The sequence below is a fragment of the Marinomonas posidonica genome (assembly GCF_043643765.1).
Lineage (GTDB): Bacteria > Pseudomonadota > Gammaproteobacteria > Pseudomonadales > Marinomonadaceae > Marinomonas > Marinomonas posidonica_A.
The window spans coordinates 52379-76001 of record NZ_JBHZSP010000010.1; the positions used below are offsets into that span (position 1 = coordinate 52379).

The 23623-nt window shown below is 44.4% G+C and carries 22 protein-coding genes; 11 read left to right on the forward strand and 11 right to left on the reverse strand.

The genetic code is table 11. From position 1 onward, the window contains the following. The first annotated feature begins 3 nt into the window (after positions 1 to 3). Entirely contained in the window at positions 4 to 918 is a 915-nt protein-coding gene (gene ygfZ, locus ACHUFM_RS12345; protein ID WP_394182536.1) for a CAF17-like 4Fe-4S cluster assembly/insertion protein YgfZ, read from the forward strand. Positions 919 to 950: 32 nt separating this feature from the next. Here ygfZ and ung read toward each other — a convergent pair whose 3' ends face one another. Then, entirely contained in the window at positions 951 to 1673 is a 723-nt protein-coding gene (gene ung, locus ACHUFM_RS12350; RefSeq protein WP_394182537.1) for a uracil-DNA glycosylase, read from the reverse strand. Further along, positions 1670 to 2563 carry a phosphotransferase gene (locus ACHUFM_RS12355; RefSeq protein ID WP_394182538.1) on the reverse strand — a complete coding sequence of 298 codons (894 nt, stop codon included), beginning with the start codon at positions 2561 to 2563 and terminating at the stop codon, positions 1670 to 1672. The genes ung and ACHUFM_RS12355 overlap by 4 nt, the downstream gene beginning before the upstream one ends. An 88-nt stretch (positions 2564 to 2651) precedes the next feature. Between ACHUFM_RS12355 and hexR the strand changes: the two genes are divergently transcribed. Both hexR and putP read left to right on the forward strand, forming a co-directional pair. After that, complete coding sequence (hexR, locus tag ACHUFM_RS12360) at positions 2652 to 3515, forward strand: transcriptional regulator HexR (RefSeq protein WP_394182539.1); 864 nt, start codon at positions 2652 to 2654, stop codon at positions 3513 to 3515. A gap of 404 nt (positions 3516 to 3919) precedes the next feature. Next, on the forward strand, positions 3920 to 5416 hold the full coding sequence (putP, locus tag ACHUFM_RS12365; RefSeq protein WP_394182540.1) for a sodium/proline symporter PutP: 1497 nt from the start codon (positions 3920 to 3922) through the stop codon (positions 5414 to 5416). 333 nt (positions 5417 to 5749) lie between these two features. On the opposite strand, the gene edd is transcribed toward putP, so the two are convergent. Next, entirely contained in the window at positions 5750 to 7564 is a 1815-nt protein-coding gene (gene edd, locus ACHUFM_RS12370; RefSeq protein ID WP_394182541.1) for a phosphogluconate dehydratase, read from the reverse strand. Positions 7565 to 7944: 380 nt separating this feature from the next. Between edd and gap the strand changes: the two genes are divergently transcribed. The 6 genes from gap (at position 7945) to ACHUFM_RS12400 (ending at position 13460) form a co-directional block, all read left to right on the forward strand. Beyond that, the gene (gene gap / locus ACHUFM_RS12375; RefSeq protein WP_113873535.1) at positions 7945 to 8958 is read left to right on the forward strand and encodes a type I glyceraldehyde-3-phosphate dehydrogenase; all 1014 of its coding nucleotides are present in this window, start codon (positions 7945 to 7947) and stop codon (positions 8956 to 8958) included. Between the two features lie 81 nt (positions 8959 to 9039). Beyond that, entirely contained in the window at positions 9040 to 10485 is a 1446-nt protein-coding gene (pyk, locus tag ACHUFM_RS12380; protein WP_113873534.1) for a pyruvate kinase, read from the forward strand. Between the two features lie 36 nt (positions 10486 to 10521). After that, a complete protein-coding gene (locus ACHUFM_RS12385) occupies positions 10522 to 10965 on the forward strand; it encodes a methylglyoxal synthase (RefSeq protein ID WP_394182640.1) in 444 nt (147 codons plus the stop codon). A 215-nt stretch (positions 10966 to 11180) separates the two neighbouring features. Beyond that, entirely contained in the window at positions 11181 to 11672 is a 492-nt protein-coding gene (gene purE / locus ACHUFM_RS12390) for a 5-(carboxyamino)imidazole ribonucleotide mutase (RefSeq protein WP_394182542.1), read from the forward strand. Positions 11673 to 11675: 3 nt separating this feature from the next. Beyond that, positions 11676 to 12743 (forward strand): 5-(carboxyamino)imidazole ribonucleotide synthase, encoded by a 1068-nt coding sequence (purK, locus tag ACHUFM_RS12395; protein WP_394182543.1) that lies wholly within the window; start codon positions 11676 to 11678, stop codon positions 12741 to 12743. A 243-nt stretch (positions 12744 to 12986) separates the two neighbouring features. After that, entirely contained in the window at positions 12987 to 13460 is a 474-nt protein-coding gene (locus ACHUFM_RS12400) for an Lrp/AsnC family transcriptional regulator (RefSeq protein WP_063333208.1), read from the forward strand. A gap of 52 nt (positions 13461 to 13512) precedes the next feature. Here ACHUFM_RS12400 and ACHUFM_RS12405 read toward each other — a convergent pair whose 3' ends face one another. Beyond that, positions 13513 to 14778, reverse strand: a complete 1266-nt coding sequence (locus ACHUFM_RS12405) for an MFS transporter (RefSeq protein WP_394182544.1) — start codon at positions 14776 to 14778, stop codon at positions 13513 to 13515. A 99-nt stretch (positions 14779 to 14877) separates the two neighbouring features. Further along, positions 14878 to 16074: a methyltransferase gene (locus tag ACHUFM_RS12410; RefSeq protein ID WP_394182545.1), complete on the reverse strand. Its 1197-nt coding sequence runs from the start codon at positions 16072 to 16074 to the stop codon at positions 14878 to 14880. 156 nt (positions 16075 to 16230) lie between these two features. Between ACHUFM_RS12410 and ACHUFM_RS12415 the strand changes: the two genes are divergently transcribed. Then, positions 16231 to 17427: an amino acid aminotransferase gene (locus ACHUFM_RS12415; protein WP_394182546.1), complete on the forward strand. Its 1197-nt coding sequence runs from the start codon at positions 16231 to 16233 to the stop codon at positions 17425 to 17427. Positions 17428 to 17510: 83 nt separating this feature from the next. On the opposite strand, the gene ACHUFM_RS12420 is transcribed toward ACHUFM_RS12415, so the two are convergent. The 6 genes from ACHUFM_RS12420 to ACHUFM_RS12445 all read right to left on the reverse strand — a co-directional run bounded on the left by ACHUFM_RS12420 (position 17511) and on the right by ACHUFM_RS12445 (position 22911). Then, entirely contained in the window at positions 17511 to 18125 is a 615-nt protein-coding gene (locus tag ACHUFM_RS12420) for a UPF0149 family protein (RefSeq protein ID WP_113873528.1), read from the reverse strand. Between the two features lie 69 nt (positions 18126 to 18194). Continuing rightward, positions 18195 to 20093, reverse strand: coding sequence for a DNA topoisomerase IV subunit B (parE, locus tag ACHUFM_RS12425; RefSeq protein ID WP_063333309.1), 1899 nt, complete (start codon positions 20091 to 20093; stop codon positions 18195 to 18197). Between the two features lie 131 nt (positions 20094 to 20224). Then, on the reverse strand, positions 20225 to 20806 hold the full coding sequence (locus tag ACHUFM_RS12430; RefSeq protein WP_394182547.1) for a YqiA/YcfP family alpha/beta fold hydrolase: 582 nt from the start codon (positions 20804 to 20806) through the stop codon (positions 20225 to 20227). A gap of 25 nt (positions 20807 to 20831) precedes the next feature. Beyond that, the gene (locus ACHUFM_RS12435; RefSeq protein WP_394182548.1) at positions 20832 to 21308 is read right to left on the reverse strand and encodes a DUF1249 domain-containing protein; all 477 of its coding nucleotides are present in this window, start codon (positions 21306 to 21308) and stop codon (positions 20832 to 20834) included. Positions 21309 to 21313: 5 nt separating this feature from the next. Beyond that, on the reverse strand, positions 21314 to 22291 hold the full coding sequence (locus tag ACHUFM_RS12440) for an acetyltransferase (RefSeq protein ID WP_394182549.1): 978 nt from the start codon (positions 22289 to 22291) through the stop codon (positions 21314 to 21316). Then, positions 22288 to 22911, reverse strand: a complete 624-nt coding sequence (locus tag ACHUFM_RS12445; protein WP_394182550.1) for an NUDIX domain-containing protein — start codon at positions 22909 to 22911, stop codon at positions 22288 to 22290. The genes ACHUFM_RS12440 and ACHUFM_RS12445 overlap by 4 nt, the downstream gene beginning before the upstream one ends. Positions 22912 to 23004: 93 nt before the next feature. Here ACHUFM_RS12445 and ACHUFM_RS12450 point away from each other — a divergent pair, with 93 nt between their 5' ends. Further along, positions 23005 to 23574: a DNA-3-methyladenine glycosylase I gene (locus ACHUFM_RS12450; RefSeq protein ID WP_394182551.1), complete on the forward strand. Its 570-nt coding sequence runs from the start codon at positions 23005 to 23007 to the stop codon at positions 23572 to 23574. Positions 23575 to 23623: the final 49 nt, after the last annotated feature.

The following is a 23623-nucleotide window of genomic DNA, read 5'->3' on the forward strand; positions in this document are numbered from 1 at the left end:
ATTATGTTAGCGTTATCCGATTTTGTCAGTAAACATCTATCTGCTACAGCGACCTACCCTAAACATGACATTGGTGTAATCTCCATCACCGGAACCGATGCAAAAAAGTTCCTGCAAGGGCAAACCACTTGCGATATAAACAAGCTTTCTGCAGAAGTCGGTTTATACGGGGCAATTTGCAGTAACAAAGGTCGCATCATCTGCAACTTTTTCATGCTGCAAAAAGACAACTCAATACTGATGCTAATGAGTCAGGATTTAATTGCCAGTAGTTTGGCACATCTAAAAAAATACGCGGTTTTCTTCAAAACAGACTTAACGGACGCGACCAATGCGTTTCAAATAACGGAAACCTTATCCGTTAGCCATGAATCAACCAAAACAGACCAATTTGCCGAACAGCTCCCCATAGCAATCGACATGGACAGCATACAGTTGCAGTTGTTGAGTTACCCTTTCAACATTTATTGGCATGTTACTCAAGCAAACCAAACTGAACACCAGGAAAGTAATCCCACACTTTCTGGGTTATCTTTATTAGCGGCTCGACCATTGATCCAACTTGAACAAAGTGAAAACCTATTACCCCAATGGATAAACATGCAAACAACCGGCGGTATCAGTTTCACGAAAGGGTGTTATACAGGACAAGAAATCGTGGCTCGTATGCAGTATCGCGGCAAGTCCAAAAAACAATTGGCACTGGCCACCTGGCAAGGTGACCTAGATACTCAGCAAACCTTGCTTGATAGCGAAGGCAAAAACCTTGGACAAGTCTTATCAGTAGAGCAGATAGGCGAGGATCATATTGCGCAAATCATCCTCAACCAAGATATCACAGATTTTTCAGCGCTGTTTCTTGACGGGACAGAGATTCATTTAATTGAACTGCCTTATCAACAGCCCTTCGCAGACTGAGTTTTACCGTTACTTAGGCACCGCCAAACACATCAGAAGGGCAAATGAATTTGCCCTTCTTCTTCATCATCTTGCTTAATCTCTTCTAAGGCCCATTCAATAGGCTTTTTCCCTTGCTGACGTAAATACTCATTAGCCTTAGAAAAGTGCCCACAACCGAAGAAACCACGATAGGCCGATAAAGGAGAAGGATGCACCGCCTCCAATACACAATGTTTCTGACGATCAATGAAACGTCCTTTTTGCTGGGCATAACTTCCCCACAGTAAAAACACAACCCCCTGCTTTTGCTGGTTAAGTAAGGCTATGATTTTGTCCGTAAAGGTTTCCCAGCCTTTATTCTGATGGGAACCCGCTTTCCCAGCCTCGACGGTCAGCACGCTGTTTAATAACAACACACCTTGTTCAGCCCAAGCTTTTAAATAGCCATGATTAGCAGGTTTGATGCCCAAATCTTGCTGCAGTTCTTTATACATATTCACCAAAGAAGGCGGGACTTTCGTGCCCGGTTTCACGGAAAATGATAAACCGTGCGCCTGCCCTTCACCGTGATAAGGGTCTTGCCCTAATATCACCACTTTCACTTGCTCAAAGCTTGTCTGATTTAACGCCGCTAAATAAAGAGACTCTTCCGGGAATACAGAAACATCAGACTGAGAAGCTAAAAACGCCTGTAGTGACAGCATATAATCTTGATTGAACTCATCTGCTAACTGGGCCTGCCAATCATTCTCTAACGTCATCCATGTCGTCATTTTTGTGCACCACTCGGTTGAGTCATAAAAGGGTTCAAACTGGGTGTTCCTTTAAATTCAAAATAATAGTCTAACGATAACGTATCGGTTGGATTCAGTAAGTATTTTAACAGAAGCCAAGCCATTTCCCTTAAGGCATAAGCGCGACAATATCTCTCTATAGAATTCAATGCTTGCTGTCTCGGTAAGGCTAGTTGATAGGCCTCCAATAAAACTAACGTTTGTTGACGCGTTAAGTTGTGGGATTTCACCACCACAGCTAGGTCAAATAGAGGGTCACCAACGCCAGTGTATTCCCAATCGATGAGCCAAATTCGTTGTTCATCCATCAAGACATTCTTAGGATTAAGATCATTATGACAAAGTACCGCAGGCAGACCACTGGGTTGAATGTCTAATTGATTCAACAACACATGCAGATACACAGATTCCGCTTGTAACACCGGATCTTGTGTCAGAGCTTTGATTCTCGTGACATACAACGCAATCACTTGCTCGACGTGATATTCGTGCTGAATCAAAGAGAGCTGATGTGCCTGTTTTAATTGTTTCGCAATGCGTTCAATGTCTTGGTCGACATGATTGACTTGCCAATCCAAAGACGCCTGAGGAACAAAGCGGGTCACAACCACTGGGCCACTTTGCCAAATCAGCTCAGGAGACAAACCAAATGACGCCGCTTCGCTCATCACCTTTAACTCAGCCTGACGATTGATATAAAACGCCTCTTCATCAATGTCAGCTAGACGAAGAATCAATGTCGGTAAACCATTTTGAGACAGCAAAAAAACTTGGTTGGTAAAGCCTTCCTCTAATGCGCTTGCCTGATAAGCATCGATTTCAGGAAAATGGACTGAAATTTCCACTAGAGAATCAGATAGTTTGCTCATTTTTCATCATTTTATTGCCAGAATTGTAAGTGGCTGTCAGAATGACTAACTGAATCATCCGAGTCAATAGACAACCTGAAGCAGATCAATGAATAAACACGAAGACATTATTCGTAAAATACAAGAACGCCTAAGCACACTAAGCAAATCTGAGCGAAAGGTGGCGGAAGCCATTTTGGCGGATCCAAAAACCACCATTCACTCTAGCATTGCCAAACTTGCTGCCAGAGCGGAAGTGAGTGAACCTACTGTTAACCGTTTTTGCCGTAGCTTAATTGGCAGTGGCTTCCCTGACTTTAAAGTCTCGCTAGCGCAAAGCCTAGCGACGGGAACGCCTTATGTTAATTTAAACGTTGAACCTGACGATGCCCCAGGCGCCGTCACAGCGAAAATTTTTGAAGCGGCTAAAAGCAACCTAACCCGTGCACAGGAACTCCTCCCTGAATCCTTAATTAGCCGAGCTGTCGACGTGTTGGCACAAGCTCGCCGAATTGAATTTTACGGATTGGGGGCTTCTGGTCCTGTCGCCAAAGACGCTCACCATAAATTCTTTCGTTTAAACATGCCGGTTGTTGCGTATACCGATATATTGGTACAGCGTATGGCGGCGGCAGGTACCCATCCTGGTGATGCGGTGGTATTAATCTCATATACTGGCCGAACCCTACCTCTTATAGAAACGGCTCGCGTGGCGCGAGAAGCTGGTGCATCGGTTATCGGGATCACCAATCCAGGCTCTCCTATCACCGAACATTGTTCGATTGTACTGCCGATTGAAGAGACGGAAGACACCGATATTTACACACCAATGAGCTCACGTATTGTCTATTTAACACTAATCGATGCGCTAGCAACTGGTGTATTGCTGAAACGTGGTCCAGAGTTCAATGCGCACCTCAAAAAGCTTAAGCAAAGCGTACAAGATACTCGCTTACCTAAAATTGAAAAATAACCTTTCACAACCCAAAAAGAATGGAGGCAAATTGCCTTCATTCTTTTTTGATCAAAATCCAAACAAGACAATCACAACAAAACACCTGTTTCAGAGTTTTTTGTAAATTTGTCAGAGAATTCTGAAAGATAATCCCGCCTGAGCCCCATAAAATCGCAATATGTCTTGAATGTGTTAAAATGAAATTCATTATCTTTACGCAAATGATGATCTTTTTTACAACTATGCTCAAAGGCTATCACAATAAAAATCGCAACTTAACGCTTCGGATGAGGTCTAGAAATTCGTTTTTATACCCCAGCTTTTCAGTTTGTTTGTTTAATCTAAATTCATTCTGAGACTTGAAAATAATGTCGCATCAAGGCGCATTATTCCATCCGCAGCATCTCAACGAGGGGACAATAATGATAGAAAACAATATTGCTATCAGTTTTACCTTTCTAGCCTACCTTGTGGTAATGCTAGGAATCGGTTTATACGCATACAAACGTACATCCAGCTCAGAAGACTACTTCTTGGGTGGACGCTCATTAGGCCCTTGGCCAACAGCCTTGTCTGCTGGCGCATCTGACATGAGTGGCTGGTTGCTACTAGGGCTTCCTGGTTATGCTTACGCTGCTGGTATGGAATCCATTTGGATTGCTGGCGGACTGTTAGTGGGTACTTGGTTAAACTGGCTAATTTGCGCAAAACGTTTGCGTACTTACAGCATCCAAGCCGATAACTCGCTAACCTTACCTGATTTCCTATCGAAGCGTTTCAATGATAAGTCAAAACTTATCCAAACGATTTCAGCCCTATTCATCCTGCTGTTTTTCCTTTTCTACACAAGCTCTGGCCTAGTGGCTGGTGGTAAGCTATTCGAAACCGTATTTGGTCTTGATTACACTTACGCGGTGATCATTGGTACCGTTTGTGTTGTGTCATACACGCTATTCGGTGGTTTCTTAGCTGTAGCCTGGACTGACTTGGTTCAAGGTCTAATGATGAGTGCAGCGTTGGTTATCGTTCCTGTCATTGCGCTTGATGGTGGTTTCTCACAATTAAGCAGCACTTTGATGGAAAAAAATCCTGAGTTGCTAGACATTTGGACTAACAGCAAAGGCGAAGCATTAAGTGCTATTGGTATTATTTCATTGGTAGCATGGGGATTAGGTTACTTCGGTCAACCTCACATTTTAGCGCGCTTCAAAGCGTCTCGCTCTAATAAAGACATCAAGGTTGCTCGCCGTATTGCGGTCATTTGGACCTTCATATCTATGGCAGGCGCATTGTTGATTGGTCTAGTCGGCTTGACTTACGTCGATGCTAACCTAGCAGGCCAGTTAGACGATCCTGAAAAAATCTTCATGGTATTGGTTAATGCAATCTTCCACCCTGTTGTGGCCGGCATTTTGTTAGCGGCAATTCTTGCTGCGATCATGAGTACAGCTGACTCACAATTGCTTGTCTCTTCTTCTGCTCTGGCTGAAGATTTCTACAAGCAATTATTCAACAAAGAAGCTACTCAACAACAAATCGTTATGGTTGGTCGTTTTGCGGTTATCGCTATCTCAATCGTTGCGTTGATCTTAGCATTAAACCCTGAAAGCTCCGTACTAGGTCTAGTATCCTACGCATGGGCTGGTTTTGGTGCTGCATTTGGTCCTGCCATCATCCTAAGCTTGTTCTGGCGTAAGATGAACCGTAACGGCGCACTTGCTGGTATCGTAATCGGTGGTGTCACTGTCGTGGTTTGGAAACAACTTTCAGGCGGCATCTTTGATGTTTATGAAATTGTTCCTGGTTTCATTCTAGCCACTTTGGCGATCTTCATTGTGAGCTTAGCGAGCGGTGAACCAGAAGAAGAAGTGACTCAGTCTTTCGACGAGTACGAAAAAGCATTGGATACCATGGAATAACATTATTAGAGACTTACTTTTCTAATTAAAAACTCGCATCCATGATGCGAGTTTTTTTATGCCTATCATCTGACAATGAAAACCCAGAGTCACCGTTGAATAAGTTTCCCCCAACGCCATCCCCAACCTTCTCGTCATCAAATTAATTACAAGTAGCCAAAGGCAATAATCATAAGCAGTTCGGTAAAATTAAAACAAAAAAAAAGGGCTCAGATGAGCCCTAAACACCATTTACTAACAAATGTTAGTAGCCAGAGGAAAAGTTAAAGAAAATGAGTATTATTAAGTTTGTAAAACCTTAAATGACAAACTTCAGATACTCTCACCTCTTTATTAATCGTTAAATAAGCTACAAGCGCCTTGCTCAGCACCGCTCACCAAAATGCGCTGCCCGCTGAATAATTCTCGTCCCATACCTTGATGTGAGGCGGTTAAATCTTGTGTTGCCGGTTCACGATTTTGCAGCTCTTCGTCAGACACCAACAATGACAAAGTGCCTTCATTAGCGTCTAAACGCACCATGTCGCCATCTTGAATTTTCGCAATCAAGCCACCAGCAAGCGCTTCTGGCGTCAAATGAATGGCCGCAGGGACTTTACCTGACGCACCAGACATACGACCGTCTGTCACTAAGGCCACTTTGTAGCCTTGGTCTTGCAAGTTCCCTAGGAAAGGGGTGAGCTTATGAAGCTCTGGCATGCCCAAGGCTTTTGGTCCTTGGAAACGAATCACGGCCACACAATCACGTTTCAATTTGCCGCTGCCGATGGCATCCGCCAATTCATGTTGGCTATGGAAAACAGCCGCAGGGGCTTCAATGACTCGACTCTCTTCTTTTACTGCAGAGACCTTGATCACAGAACGCCCTAAATTACCTTTCAACAAGGACAAACCACCCTCTTTACTGAATGGGTTCTCAATCGGACGAACCACATCCAAATCTAGGCTTTCGCTAGGGCCATCACGCCAAATCAACTCACCATTTTCTAAGAAAGGTTCTTTGGTGTAATACTCTAAGCCTTGACCAACAATAGTCAGAACATCTTCGTGTAACAGTCCGCCCTTAAGCAATTGCTTCACCAAGAAAGCCATACCACCTGCCGCATGGAAATGGTTAATGTCCGCTTGTCCATTGGGATAAATACGCGTCAATAGAGGCACGACTTTCGATAATTCAGCAAAATCATCCCAAGTCACAATAATGCCGGCCGCGCGTGCATACGCCACAATGTGCATTGTATGGTTAGTAGACCCCCCCGTTGCCAACAGACCAACAATGGAATTCACGATGCTACGCTCGTCAATGACTTTGTACAAAGGACGATAATCACGGCCAAGCGCGGTAATTTTTGTCGACAATTGTGCGGCGTATTCCGTTAAAGAATCGCGCAATGGGTCTGTAGGATTCACAAAAGATGAGCCAGGCAATTGCAAGCCCATCATTTCAACCAATAGCTGGTTGGAATTCGCAGTCCCGTAGAAAGTACAAGTACCGGCACTGTGATATGATGCAGACTCAGCTTCTAGCAATTCATCGCGGGTCGCATTACCTTGTGCATAACGTTGGCGTACCGCCGCCTTCTTCGCATTAGTAATACCAGACTGCATTGGACCTGCTGGGATAAACAAAGAAGGCAATTGACCAAAACGCAATGCCGCAATCAGCAAGCCGGGCACAATCTTGTCACAAATCCCTAAGAAGATAGCGGAGTCAAACATATTGTGAGACAGACCAATGGCTGCACCTTGAGCAATGTTGTCACGGCTGAATAAACTCAGCTCCATGCCATCTTGACCTTGTGTCACACCGTCACACATGGCCGGTACGCAACCTGCCACTTGGGCAACTGACCCCATTGCCGCAATAGCGGCACGAATTTTATCTGGATAGGCTTCATAGGGCTGGTGCGCGGACAACATGTCGTTGTAAGAAGAAATAATACCGACATTAGCTTCTTCCATCATGGTCAACTTTTGCTTTTCTTGCGGCTGACAAGCGGCAAAACCGTGTGCCAAATTACCACAGGATAAAGTTCCACGATGCGGACCTTGCTCTTCGGCCTGCTTCATATCTTTCAGGTATTGATCTCGCAGCGTCTTACTTCGCGCAATAATGTCGTTCGTTACCTTAGCAACAATCGAATTCATGACTCTCTCCGCCTATTATAGGTTTGATCACATCCCACAATGCGATCGATATTTTATGTAATATTACTACATTTTTATTTTATTTCACCCCAAAAACGTCAATAAATCGCATTATTTTTAGATTTTTATGTAATTTATTTACATAAACAGTTCGATATCCTCATAAAATGCGCTAAAATCCACTTTAATTTGTAACACCTTTCAGTATAGACTCTGATTTGAATCAAGAGTTGATTAAAAGATGATCATTTACATAAGAATTTGTTACAAATCCTTGCTTAAAAAATTACTTATGTAGTATTTTTACGTCAAAGAACAATATTGAATGCTGAATGTTCGAATTCGAACATCGGCCTTTTTCACACTAGTTAGAGGTGAGTATGACTATTAAGGTAGCTATCAACGGATATGGACGTATCGGACGCAACACGCTAAGAGCTTTATATGAATCAGGTAAGCGTGACCAAATCCAAATTGTAGCCATCAACGACCTTGGTGACTCGAAAACCAATGCCCATTTAACAAAATACGACACGGTACACGGCCGTTTTTCTGGCGAAGTTACCTTTGATGATGAAGCCCTATACATCAACCAAGATAAAATCCGTACCTTCTCTGAGCGCAACCCAGCTGATCTTCCATGGGCAGAGTTAGGTGTAGACGTGGTTTATGAATGTACTGGTTTCTTTACGACTAAAGAGAAAGCCAGCGCCCACATTTCTGCTGGTGCCAAAAAAGTCATCATTTCAGCGCCGGGTAAAGAAGTAGACGCTACTGTTGTTTATGGTGTTAACCAAGACGTTTTGACTGCTGACATGACGGTGATTTCTAACGCGTCTTGTACTACTAACTGTTTGGCGCCTGTTGCCAAGCCATTAAGCGACAAGTTAGGCATTGAAAGCGGGTTGATGACAACGATCCATGCTTACACTAACGACCAACGTCTATCTGACGTGTACCACGAAGACTTATACCGTGCACGTGCAGCAGCACAAAACATGATCCCAAGTAAAACGGGTGCCGCTGCTGCTGTTGGATTAGTCGTACCTGAGCTGGTTGGTAAATTTGATGGCATGGCAGTGCGTGTTCCTACCATTAATGTGTCTTTGGTTGATTTGACCTTCCTAGCACCACGCGAAACAACGACAGAAGAAGTAAACCAAATTATTGAAGATGCGATCAAAGCAGACCCTGTTTTAGCAGAAGTTCTGCATGTTAATTATGATCCATTGGTTTCTTCTGACTTTAACCACAGCACTTACACATCGAACTTCGATGCGACACAAACGCGTGTTCAAGGTAAATTGGTTAAAATCATGGCCTGGTATGATAATGAGTGGGGCTTCTCGAACCGAATGCTCGACAATACCATTGCATTAATGAATGCAAAATAATCAAAATACACGAAGGCTGCTGACGCAGCCTTCGTCGTCTCTTATACTTCACTTCTAGCTTTCTAATCTTTGGTAAATAAAATGACTCGTAGAACTAAAATCGTTGCCACTTTAGGCCCAGCTTCAAGCTCTCCTGAAATGATCGAAAAGTTAATTTTGGCAGGCGCAAACGTCTTCCGTTTAAACTTCTCACATGGTCAACCAGAAGATCACATCAATCGCGCTGACGTGGTTCGCGCTATGGCGAAGAAAAACAACCGCCATGTAGCTATCTTAGGCGACCTACAAGGTCCTAAGATTCGTATCGCACGATTCAAAAATACCAAAGTAGAATTAAAAGATGGCGCAACTTTCATTTTGGATGTGGGCTTTGATAAAAATGCCGGTGATGAGACTCGCGTTGGTATCGACTACCCTCAGCTCGCGGAAGATTCAAATCCAGGCAACATTCTATTACTAGATGACGGTCGAGTGGTATTAGAAGTGCTCGAAGTCAAAGGCACAGAAGTCATTACCAAAGTCATTGTTGGTGGCCCACTGTCTAACAATAAAGGCATCAACCGCCAAGGCGGCGGCTTATCCGCTGCCGCACTAACAGACAAAGATAAAGAAGACATTAAGACCGCTGCAGCGCTAAAAGCCGATTACCTTGCTGTTTCTTTCCCACGCAGTGCCGATGACCTACACGAAGCACGTGAATTGGCTCTAGCGGCCGGTTTGAAAGCAGGTATTGTATCAAAAGTAGAACGCGCTGAAGCCGTTGCGGATAACGAGACACTAGACAGCATTATCCTCGCTTCTGACGCGGTGATGGTTGCTCGTGGTGATCTAGGCGTAGAAATTGGTGACGCAGAATTGATCGGTGTACAAAAACACATGATCAAACGCTGCCGACAGCTAAACCGTCCAGTAATCACAGCGACACAAATGATGGAAACCATGATCACCAGCGCCATGCCAACTCGCGCCGAAGTCTTCGATGTGGCCAACGCTGTTCTAGATGGAACGGACGCCGTGATGCTATCAGCGGAAACCGCTGCAGGGGATTACCCTGAAGAAGTGATTCAGACAATGAACCGTGTTTGTTTGGGTGCTGAAAAGCAACCAGCCATCAACCGTTCTAAACACCGTATTGATGTCACCTTCACGAACATTGATGAAACCATCGCTATGTCAGCCATGTACGCGGCAAACCACCTTGAAGGTGTGAAAGCCATTATCAGTCTGACAGAATCTGGCACAACGCCTCTTTTGATGTCACGTATTAGCTCTGGCTTGCCAATTTTTGCTTTGTCTCCAAACCAGGCGACATTGAACAAAGCCGCTCTTTATCGTGGTGTCACACCAGTGGCTTTTTCATCACAAGAATACAATGTGGACAACATCATTTCTGGTCTAGTCGATCATGTTAAATCTCTCGGCTATATTGCTGACGGTGATCTTGTGATCGTAACCAAAGGCGACCATTTGGTTAGCTATGGTACGACAAATGCAATGAAGATCGTCAAAGTGGGCGACATCGCATAACGCTAACTATTTGAGGATTGTCCATTGCACACAAAGATGGTCACCATGGCCGCCCAAAAGCGCATTGCTTTAGTGGCTCATGACAATATGAAAAGCGAGCTCATAAAATGGGCTCGCACTCACAAAGACAAACTAATTGGCCACCAGCTCTATGCAACAGGCACCACAGGTAACCTATTGCAAAAAGAGTTGGGCGTTAAGATTGAGGCCTTGATTAGCGGCCCACTAGGTGGTGACCAACAACTGGGTGGCATGATCGCTGAAGGTAGGATTGATGTCTTAATTTTTTTCTGGGACCCTTTTGAGCCTATGCCTCATGACCCAGATATCAAAGCCTTGTTACGCGTTGCTGCGGTATGGAATATTCCTATCGCCTGCAGTGTCTCATCGGCCAATTTTTTGGTGTCTTCGCCCCTATTCTGCAATGAATTTGAACGACAAATACCAGATTATGAACGATACCTAAAAGAGCGACTTTAAGTCGCTCTTTTTATTTCCAATCTCGTCATACCTCTTTCGCAACAAAAGCCTGGTAAGACTCGCTGTTTTGCCCAAAATCAGCTATATTAGCGCCCTAAATTCGCAGCGTTTTTCTGTGTAGGCGACAAAAAAACGTAAAAACTGCGTTAAACCTCATTACCGACGTTATCCGTTACCCCTCAACACCACGTTGGTTCAAAAACAGGAGAGATATTTTGCAAGCTGAAGTCGCATTAATCATGGGATCGAAAAGTGATTGGGCCACAATGGAAGGCGCCACCGAAATTATGGATGCCTTGGGCGTGTCTTACCACGTGGAAGTCGTTTCCGCTCACCGAACTCCAGTCAAGCTTGCAGAATTTTCTGAAAGTGCCGCCGACAAAGGCTTCAAAGTCATCATTGGTGGTGCTGGTGGTGCCGCGCATTTACCTGGCATGGTCGCAGCACACACACACTTACCTGTCTTAGGTGTACCGGTTCAAAGCAAAGCGTTAAACGGTATGGACAGCCTACTTTCCATTGCTCAAATGCCTAAGGGTGTTGCGGTAGGTACCTTAGCGATTGGTACTGCAGGGGCGTTTAATGCAGGACTCTTGGCATGTCAGATTCTAGCCACGTCAAATCCTGAATTGGCTGAGCGCATTAAGGCGTTCCGCCAACAACAAACCAATACGGTTTTGGCGAACCCTGATCCAAGAGAGGTGTAAGCCATGTCTGTATTGTGGGTACTTGGTGCAGGTCAACTTGGCGCCATGCTAAAACACGCTGGCACACCATTGGGCTTAGACATTCGACCAGTGGACATTGATAGCCATGACACTCTGCCTTTACAAGCTGACGATATTGTCACCGCGGAACGTGAAGACTGGCCACAAACGGATGCCACCAAGCAACTTGCCTCTCATGCCAATTTCGTCAACCTATCGACGTTTCCACAATTGGCTGATCGTCTGACACAAAAGCAATGGATCGATAAGCTTGATCTGGCAACAGCGCCTTGGTTTCCAGTAGAAGCCGACAGCCATGCAGACTATGCCTACCACACGCTTGGTGAACGCGTTCTTATGAAACGTCGTCGTGGTGGCTATGATGGCAAAGGACAATATTGGTTGAAGCAAGCTGAAGGCACAGAAATCCCTGACGACTGGAAAGGCCAAGCTATTGCCGAGCAAGCCATTAATTTTGATGAAGAAGTGTCACTCGTTGGTGTTCGTGGTGCCAATGGTGAAACACACTTTTACCCACTTACCCTAAACCTGCACATTAATGGCATTCTGTACGCGTCCATTTCTCCCCTAGAGCGTCTCGCTCCATTGCAAAGTAAAGCCGAAGCCATGCTCGGCAAACTTATGGATGCACTAGACTATGTGGGCGTCATGGCAATGGAATGCTTCCGTGTGGGTGACGAGCTGCTTATCAATGAATTGGCCCCACGTGTTCACAACAGTGGACACTGGACACAAGCTGGCGCCAGTGTCAGCCAATTTGAAAACCATGTTCGAGCGGTCGCAGGTTTACCTTTGGCTCCTGCTGAAATCAAAGGCCAAAGCATGATGGTCAACCTAATAGGCGTGCCGGTGGATTACCAATGGCTAAACATTCAAGGGCTTGAGTTGTACTGGTACCAAAAAGAAGTGCGCCCCGGCCGAAAAGTCGGTCATCTTAACTTTTGCTCAAACCAGCTTGGCGTTCTTCAAAATGCGCTGCAAAGCTTGTCGTTACCAGCGCCTTACCCTGAAGCACTGGACTGGCTGAGTAAGAACTTACCAACCGATTAATCTCTCTCCCATAACATGCCGCACTCTCTGCGGCATGTTATTTACTCTTAATGTCATCAAAGCATCCAATCTTGCAAAAAAATGTCTAAAAATTTGCAAATAATGAAGATTATATCTTGTTATGTTTTCAAAACTCCTTATTCTAAAAGTACGAAATAAGCCTTCCGACTGAAGCCCATTCAGCATCAAAAAGGCAGCACTAATAAAAAAACAGCACGCTACGATGCTGATAAGGAACCTTGAATGAACCATATTGAACTTGATTGCTATGATTGGCGGCTATTGCGTGCCTTACAAGAAAATGCCCGACTCACCAATGTGGCCCTGTCTGAACAGGTCAACCTTTCCCCTTCCCAATGCTCAAGACGTCTGCAAAGACTAGAACAAAGCAACTTAATCGAGGCCTACTTTACACAACTCAATGCCACAGAACTGGGTTATCATGTCACAGCCTTTGTGAACATCACCCTAGACAAAGGCAATAAAGAAGCTGACCATCATTTTAAAGAAGCCATTGCGGCCATGCCAAAAGTACTAGAATGTTATTCCGTCAGTGGCGATGCAGACTATTGGCTGAGAGTGATTAGTGAGGATTTACCTTCGCTTTCCGACTTTTTAAATGAATCCATTTCAGCCTTACCCAGTGTCCGAAACCTGACCTCAACACTGGTACTGAATCGCATCAAAAACGCCCCGTCCATACCGTTACCAAACTAATAATAGGCAGCAGAAAAGAAATTCAATGTGTAAGAGTCATATCACTCTTACACTAAGCCTCTGGTAATCGAACCACGACCAGAACACCAATCAATGCCAACAGCGAAAACACCAATACCAAAGCCGGCAATGAAATCACATTGGTTAAAAGAGCAAAAACACTCATCACTAATAACATGACGCCAATCACAGTGTTACTGACTGCGACGTACTCCGTTCTATCGTTTCCTTCCACCAAATCTACCAAATACGTTTTACGCCCAATACGCACGCCCTGATGAGCCACACACAAAATAAAGTACAAGGCAGGCATAAACCAAACCATCTCAGCAAAACTCGGAAATAACCACATGATGACGAATAGCAATACTCCAGAAAACACACCAAGCAAGGTAGAAAACATCATAACCTGACGGCTAGAATAGTCAGAAAAACGCCCCCAGAAGGGCGAAGAAACTAAAGACGCTAAACCACTCGCCGCCATAAACGCCCCTAATACCCATAAGCCATTACCCAAATGCTGCTGAGCAATCAGCACATAATAGGGCGCACTCAAAGCAGTACAGAGTAACAGTGAACGAGCGATCACAAAGGTTCGAAACGATGCATTTGTTTTCAGTAGAGAAAGGCCTGCAAACAATTGCCAGAAACCAACGGGAATTTGATCGACTTCACTCCTTGGCTCATCAATCAAAGCATACACCATGGCGGCAAAACACCAGACTAAAGCCCCAATAATCAGACTAGTAGCATAAAAAACCGTGTTCGCTTCCAGCTCAAAAAAACCGCTGAATACCATTGTCAAAGCCACACCCAAAGTGATTAAACCTGCAGCACTAGAAGCCCAACCCGATACTCGACCACGCCGACCTTTTGAAATGGTTTTGCCTAGTACATCCTTAGAGGTAATGGAATTCAACCCCCGAGCTAAACTGAACACCACCATTAGAGCAATCACACACCAACCCGCCGCAGCTCCTTCTAGTAACAGAGCAACCACTCCAATCAACACCACGCATACAGCTTGCAACACACTGCCGATCACCCAAAGCCATTTCCGTAATGCCACTCGACGAATGTAGCTGGCCATCAGCAGTTGTGGTAACAAAGAACCGGATTCACGAATTGGCACCAGCCAACCCAACAAATACACAGGCACGCCGACACCTTGTAAAATCCACGGTAAGGTCACCTTAGGATTGATTAAAGCATCACCAAGATTGATCAATAACTGTGACCAAACCAACTTTTTCACACTGTCTGACTCATTTGGTTTCGACTTAGACAAACTATCCTGCTTCGCACTTACTTGCGACATCCACAACCCCAATTTTCCACAATCATCTCAATAGCATAGCATGCCAATAACATCACAAGGCGAAACAAATAAGAGGAAAACTTGCAACAGCAATGTCCACTAATTAGCGGCCTTCAACTCTGCTCTAACCATCCAGTTTCTTGGGGTTAACGAAGCCGCGCAGAAAGCCCCTATGTCCACGTGGTAACCCTGCTCTTGTAGGAAAATAGCACGGTCTAAAATGAGCCAGTATTCTAAGGCAGGTCGAAACCATTGACTGATCGCTTGTTGCTTTTGCAGGTCTTGATAACGTTGTCCAGCCGCGTGTTGAAAATCTTCAAATGGCTGTTGAGCGATCAAGTGTGTCAGTTGTTTTTGCTCCGCGGCCCAATGACAAAATCCCAAAAAGCCCTGATTTAATAAGACTTTTTGAATGGAAGGCACGGCAAGATATTGATCTGTTTTTCGGGCATGACGCTGCCAAAGATCAAACCCCAAACGGTATGTCAGTTCCTGCTTTTGTAATCTTTGCTCTCTGGCACCCGCGGTCGCAACTTGTTTCACTGCTAACTTTAAATCGGCTTTGCGTAAGGTCAATTTGGCCTGTGCAGCCAACGTGGATAAAGGTTGATAGGCTTCGGTTTGAGTAAGGTGATAACAGCAAGGCGCAATACAGATATAAGACACCTTTAACCTACTGGCCTGCTCTAACAACACTCGATGTAAGTCTCCACAAGCATGCAATGCCACTGCACATTGCGTTGTCTTCAGGAGCGCCTCTGGGGCATCTGCTAACACATCTGTACAGTGAAATGTTTGCTGGAGGAAAAGTTGTTGTGCTTTTTGTTGGCCTGCTTCACACAAGCTCTGTTGCCACTCAACACTGACCACCTGCTTATTCCCTTGATACGCCAGATATTTACCAAGATGCCCCTTACCAGCACACCACTCCAAATAGCGATCAACCATTGGAGTACATGCTGCAAACGCTTCAATCTGTGACCATTTACGCCCTTTTATGCCAGTCGACAGATACGCTGGTGGTGACGTGGCGTTTTGCCGAGTTTGCTCGGTGGCTAAAAAGCCCTGAGGCCAATCAGAAAGTTCACCAAGACTGGGCTGCACATGGATTATCTCAGCCACTTGCTTCGCATCCTCAAGGTCCACTTCCTGTTGAACATTGAGCCATGCCGCTAAAGCTGGGTAAGCTTCTTGCCAAGGCAAGGTTAGACAGGCAAAACTATCGAATTGCCACAGCGCTTTATGTTGATGCAACCACTGATCAATGGCTTGAAAACGAGTTTGAAGATGGTTCATAAGTTGAAGAGTTTACACGACCAATTAAAGTGTCTTGATTTCTTGACAGTGAGTGTGGAATTTCCCTTTTGATTGCATTGTATTTTGCCATAAATACGGCAGAATGATGTATTGTTTATTGCAACGAAAAATACACACAAGGACCCCAACCAAATCATGTTTAAGCATCTTCAAGTTGTACCAGGTGATCCACTTTTAGCCCTTATCATCGCTCACCAAAAAGACACTAATCCAAAGAAAATAGATCTTGGTGTCGGTGTTTACAAAGACGATAACGGTAAAACCCCTATTTTAAATAGTGTGAAAAAAGCGGAAGCTATTTTGCTTGAGCAAGAAGAGTCTAAAAGCTATTTAGGCATTTATGGCGCTACTGAATTTGAAGCTATTATTCAAGACCTTATCTTGGGCGACAATAACCCTCTTATCACCTCAGGTCGTATTCGCTCAACCCAAACACCGGGTGGTACTGGTGCGTTAAAAGTGGCCGCTGATTTCATCAGTGCTAATCTGTCTGGCGCGCGCCTTTGGGTCAGTGATCCAACTTGGGGAAATCACGAGTCCATCTTTAACTCAGCTGGTGTAGAAGTGACGCCATACCCATATTACGATTCAGCAACAAATGGTCTGCGCTTTGACGATATGATGACCAAGTTGGAAGCCGAGGCCAAAGAAGGTGATGTATTGTTATTACACGCTTGCTGCCACAACCCAACAGGGATTGATCTGCAGTTAGAGCAATGGAAGGTCATTACCGATTTCGTAAAGCGTCGTGGCTTACTGCCATTGGTCGATGCCGCTTACCAAGGCTTCGGCGACGGTTTGGATGAAGACTTGGTAGGCCTACGCCATATGGCAGCCAATGTTGATAATATGCTGATTGCGAACTCTTTCTCGAAAAACTTCGGCATCTATCGCGAGCGTTGTGGTGGCTTAAGCGTCATTGCCACAACGGCTTCAGAAGCTGATGCAGCGTTCTCTATCATAGGTCAAGCAATTCGCGCTAACTACTCGATGCCTCCAGCACACGGTGCCGCCGTGGTTTACACCATCATGAGTCGTCCTGAACTGAAAGCAGAATGGGAACAAGAAGTGGCAGAGATGCGTAATCGTATCAACGGCCTGCGTGAAAAATTAGTCTCTAAACTGGTCCAATCGGGTGTCAGTAAAGACTTCAGCTTTATTAAAGACCAGCGCGGCATGTTCTCTTACTCAGGTTTAACCCTAGAGCAAGTACGCCGACTACGCAGCGAGTTTTCGATTTACATTGCCGATACAGGCCGTGTGAGCGTAGCAGGTGTTAGCGATGACAACATCGATTACCTATGCGCAAGCATTGCTGAGGTCGTTGGCTAATCTCAAGCAAAGTTAGGTTGAAAGCATAAAAAAGCGGTGAAAATTACTTTTCACCGCTTTTTTGATTTATCGAACGGTATCAATTAATGCAAAATACGAGTGTCTGAGGCATTTTCACCAAGCTGCATTTCAGGGTGATAATGTTGAATCAAGCGCTGCACGGAAGGCTCGATCATTTCTCGCCAGAAGCTCACTTCTTGCTCCATCATTTTATTCAGTTTGGCTATGCCTGCATCCGTGCCAAACAATCTCACTGGCGCGAGTGCCTCATCAAAGAAGTCGCGATCACCACCAATACCAACGCCGAGTAACTTGGCACCGCGTACAAAGCCTGCACACCACTCTTCCACGAGTATTTTAGATTCGCCTTCGTATTCTTGTTCCAGATACACTGGGCTGAACTCACCGAACAGCAGACTGTTCATCGCTTCCATATACATGATCAACACTAAACTGAGGAACTCATCTTCTTCCTCAGCAGACTCCCAAACAGGCTGATCTTCATCCGCCCCCCAAATGGCATTCAACCATAAGTCAGGCTCTAGTTCTTTGGCTGAACAACCTAATGCTGTGAGAAACCCATCCAGTTCAGACACACAAAGCAGCGATCTGTCTGTGCCAAATTTCAGTAAGTAGTGATCAATTTTTTCATACAACACTTCTTCACTGATGATTTCATCATCTCTTTCTTCAGACATTCACTTATTCCAATTCATTGGACGATTCTCTAAGTTTAGCTCGCCTTACTCAAGACGAAAGGTTTTTTACTAATCGACAATGGCTAGGTTACCGTAAGTTTCCAACCAGTTTTTACGGTCTCCTGCTCGCTTCTTAGATAACAACTTATCGAGTAATTCGTCAGTATCCAGCTTATCTTCCATGGTTAATTGGATTAAGCGACGCGTATCTGGCGCCATGGTGGTTTCACGCAATTGCGATGGGTTCATTTCACCCAGACCTTTAAATCGCTGTACATTTGGTGTACTGCGTTTGTTCTCTGCAGCAATCTTATGCAGGATGATGTCTTTCTCTTCGTCATCCAGTGCATAGTGAACTTCTTTACCAACATCAATACGGTACAAGGGAGGCATGGCCACGAACACATGACCATGGTTCACAAGCGCTGGGAAATGACGTACAAACAAAGCGCAAATCAAAGTAGCAATATGCAGGCCATCCGAGTCCGCGTCCGCCAGAATACAAACCTTGCCATAGCGCAAGCCACTCAAATCATCATCACTTGGATCAACGCCTAATGCCACGGAAATATCATGGATTTCTTGTGAAGCCAACACTTGACCAGAATCGACTTCCCAAGAGTTTAAGATCTTACCGCGCAACGGCAAAATGGCTTGAAAATCTTTTTCTCGGGCTTGCTTCGCAGAGCCACCCGCCGAGTCCCCTTCTACTAAGAAAAGTTCACTTCGAGTAGAGTCTTGGCCAGCACAGTCCGCTAGTTTGCCAGGTAAGGCTGGACCTTGAGTGACTTTTTTACGCACTACTTTTTTACTGGCTTTCAGTCGTTTTTGAGCACTATTAATCACTAATTCAGCGATTTTTTTGCCATCTTCTACATGCTTGTTTAACCACAAACTAAAGGCGTCTTTTACCGTAGCAGAAATGAAAGGCACAATTTGACGAGACGACAAACGTTCTTTGGTTTGCCCGGAGAACTGTGGCTCTTGCAGCTTAGCAGACAAAACGTAGCTGCAACGGTCCCATACATCTTCCGCCGTTAATTTGATGCCGCGGGGTAACAAGCTATGAAAGTCACAAAACTCACGGATCGCATCCAATAAGCCTGTACGTAAACCATTCACATGGGTGCCACCTTGTGCGGTTGGAATTAAGTTAACATAACTTTCGGTCACTAACTCCCCGCCTTCAGGCAGCCATTGTACGGCCCAATCTACGCCCTGTGTTTTTTCTGTCAGGCCGCCAACAAATGGTCGCTCTGGCAGCAAGACAAAACCTTCATTCGCTGAAGCCAGGTAATCGTTCAAGCCTTCTTGGAAGAACCACTCTTCTCGCTCTTCTTCGCTACCACTCTGATCAATAAAGACCACATGCAACCCGGAACACAGAACCGCTTTGGCTTTTAACAAGTGTTTTAATCGAGATAGAGAGAATTTCGGGCTATCAAAATACTTTGGATCAGCACTGAATTTAACCTTAGTACCGGTATTTTTCTTGCCAACGGTGCCAATTTCTTTTAACTCAGAGGTTTTAAAACCATTCTCAAAACCAATATGGTACTGAATGCCATTGCGCTTAACCCATACTTCTAATGAGGTCGATAAGGCATTCACCACAGACACCCCCACACCGTGGAGACCACCTGAAAATTGGTAATTATCACCAGAGAATTTACCACCAGCATGCAGCTTGGTCAGAATCAATTCGACCCCTGAGACCCCTTCTTCTGGGTGAATGTCCACTGGCATACCACGGCCATTGTCTTCCACACTCAATGAGCCATCTTTATACAGTATGACCTCAATTCGATCGGCATGTTTTGCTAACGCTTCATCCACTGAGTTATCGATGACTTCTTGTCCAAGGTGGTTTGGGCGAGTCGTGTCCGTATACATTCCAGGACGTTTTTGTACTGGTTCTAATCCGCTGAGAACCTCTATCGATCCGGCGTTATATTCTTTTGCTGACATGCGAGTTTTTTCTTCCAATCAAACGACACCAAATACAGGTTATCTGTATCGGCATTCAAACTAAATAACAATCTTCTGTGAGTCTATCACTGCTTCTACAAAGTTTAAAATAGTCCAATAAAAGCATGATCTTAGTTGGTTATTATTTCAGCAAATCTAAAAATATCGGTACTGAAACGCTGAAAATCTGTGAAGCTATGATCGCCCCCCTTTTCGTGCGTCAATTTCGCCACATTAGGAAAAGCATGTAATGCTGCTCGGTAATCCAATACTTCATCGCCTTCTTGCACCATTAACCAATAATGGTGTGATGTTGGCGCGGTAACCACTAACGCCTCCAATTCAGCCATATGTTCATTGGTCAGCTTATATTCGTCATGTGTATAGGGGTTTCGTTGAGGTCCTAAATAATCTTTTAGTAGAATCGGCGCTTGCATGGCAGGGTTCACCAAAATACTCTTAATGCCATACTTTTCCGTCAAATAGGTAGCATAAAAACCGCCTAAAGAACTGCCGATTAAGGTGACACCTTGTGACAGATTATCTTCTATCAATGCTTCAAGTTGCTGTATGGCCACTTTAGGTTGCCAGGATAAGCGAGGCGAAATAAAAGCCTGCTCCACATGAAAAGAATGCGCGGCTTGCTTTAAAACATTGGCTTTATGAGAACGCTCTGAGCTGTTAAAACCATGTATGTAGATTAGAACGGCCACTTAGCTTCTCCTAAGTAAATAAGGGTTAGGCGAATTGAAAAGGTAAAGGATTATGTAGCCTATGACCATGTTTCAAACAAAGCTCTAGCAAATCGGCCAACTGTTGATTAAGACGGAATTTTTCATCCCGATGCAACATAGCATCATTTGGATAAGGGTAAACCCCGCTGTACTGTCGATGTCCGTCAGTAATTTCGGCTATGCCCACATCATGGTACAAACGAATGGTGAGAGACAATGAAGTTTCAAACAATAACCTTTTTTGGGTTTGCGGACCAAACTCTAGCGCCATTTCAGATGTGAATTTACTTTCTTGACCTAAAGTAAGACGCAAGCGACTTTCCTGATCGCCATTAGAATGAATTGAAAAATGCCATTCCCCAGCCTCCTCTTGGCCACGCATAATCCGGCCAATTCGGCGATAATTCAATTCACCGAGCAGCTGCAAGCTAACCAAATCTGGGACATATTGCTTATTTGCTTTTTTCATCACTTCTGTCATTCGAGTTAAGTATTTCCTTCAGAAATCGATTTATCCGTATTGACGTCTTTCGTTACCAACGCTTCTAACTGATACCCCATTCTGACATCTTTATCGTGCCAGTATAGGTTAAACCACTCAAAAAAAGCTCCTCGATCTTTATCAGCTGGGCGAAATTCTGGGGCTAAAAAACGCTCAGGCAAAGCGACTTCACGGGTCATTACTTTTGCTTTACTCAAACGTCCACATAATACATCCCAACCGGAAATATTAGCCTGATCATACAAGACATTGATATCCGTAATACTGGTGATTCTGTTTGGCATGGTTTGCAAGATAAAGCCCACACCGCCCGCTTTTGGTTTGAGTAAGTTTGTATATTCAGAACTCTGAGATTGATGCTTTTGTTGAGTAAAACGCGTCCCTTCCACAAAGGTTAAAATCGAATTAGGACGATTTAAAAGACGTTCACAAGAGCGGCGCGTGGTTTCCAAATCTTTTCCAGCCAGATGCGGCTTTTTCACTAAGGTTTCCTTACGGTAACGTTTCATATAGGGAAACCCCATTATATAGGTAGCGGTACCAACGAATGGCATCCAAAATAATGCCTGCTTCATAAAGACTCTTGGCAACGGGCGTTTGCCTTGGATTTGCGCCAGAATGATGTACACATCCACCCAAGATCGATGATTGGAAATCATCAAACTCCAGCTGTTAAAGTCGCTAACCATGTTGTCATCTAGGTCCCATTGCACTCCCAGAATATTTTTCAACCACCATTCATTACCACTCACCCAACCGTTAAACAAACGATCAAAATAATCTTCCGCTAATGCTTTATGTTTTTCATTCCCCAACAACAAGGGTGCGATGAAGTGTGCTAAAACAGACCAAAAACATACATTCACACACATGAATAGAAATGAAATAAAGCCAACCACTGGCTCTAGTATTGGCTGCTTTCTTAAGCCTTTTAGATGGTCTTTTATCATTATCATACTCATGCAGCTTGCCACTTTTTAACCAGCTCAGATCTATTCAGGGCAAACCATTGCAACCCCATGATGGTACTAGCGTTCTCTATGTCTTGGCACAACAAATCAATGGCTTCCTGAGACGTCATAAGATGTAACTTAATGTCTTCATTTTCATCATCTAAGCCGTGAGTACGTGTCACATCCACCAAACTGGCATCAAACTCCCCTGCGTACATACGCAGATATTCCACTAGCCCGCCTGGTGACGGCACAAATTTAAACATGTATTCAAGTCGCTTTACTTCGACACCCGCCTCTTCCATCGCTTCACGTCGCGCAACATCTTCATCCTGCTCTCCTGCTTCAACCATACCGGCTACCAACTCCAACAACCAAGGCGAGGAATTTCTTAATACTGCAGGACGAAATTGTTCTATTAATAAAATTTTGTCGGCTTTTGGATCAAACAATAAAACACATACCGCATCGTCTCGAACCATCATTTCTCTGGTCATTGGTTGACTCCAATCACCATTAAACTTCCTGTGTCTTAGCGTGAGTTTGCGCATTTCAAAGAAGCCTTTGTAAACGCATTCGTCCTTTAACACTTCAACATCTTCACGACGATAACTTGGCGTAAACTTCATACTCGATTGTCCTATCCGATCCTACTAATGCTTGGCTGTTTGTATTATGGTGTTTTACTAGAGTTCAATTATCCCTGTTTAAGGAGCACATTAATGGATAACCTACGCTGCAGCTGGTGTTTAGGATCTCCTGAGTACATTCATTATCACGATACTGAATGGGGAATTCCAATCTACGATGACCACAGCCTATTTGAATGTATTGTACTCGAAAGCGCTCAGGCAGGTCTAAGCTGGATTACCATTTTGCGTAAAAGAGAAGGTTATCGCGCTGCTTTTCATGATTTTAACCCACAAAAAGTCGCCAACATGACAGAACAAGACGTGACTCGCTTGTTGCAAGATGAAAGCATTGTCCGTCACCGTGCGAAAATTGAAGCCACCATCAACAATGCCAAAGCCTTTTTAAAAATAGTCGACGAGTTCGGTTCTTTTAGTGACTATTTTTGGGCGTTTTCTGATCATAAAGTCATAGATAATCACCCAAAAACACTGCAAGACGTTCCAGCCTTAACCGAACTTTCCACACGCTTTTCAAAAGACTTGAAAAAACGAGGCTTCAAGTTCTTAGGGGCGACGACTTGCTATGCCTTCATGCAAGCAACAGGTATGGTCAATGATCATGTTATGAGCTGTACAGCGCGTAAAGGAAATAAGTCATAAACAGACGCTTGATTTAATTAATGTTTCCATCACACTAGCCGATACAAAT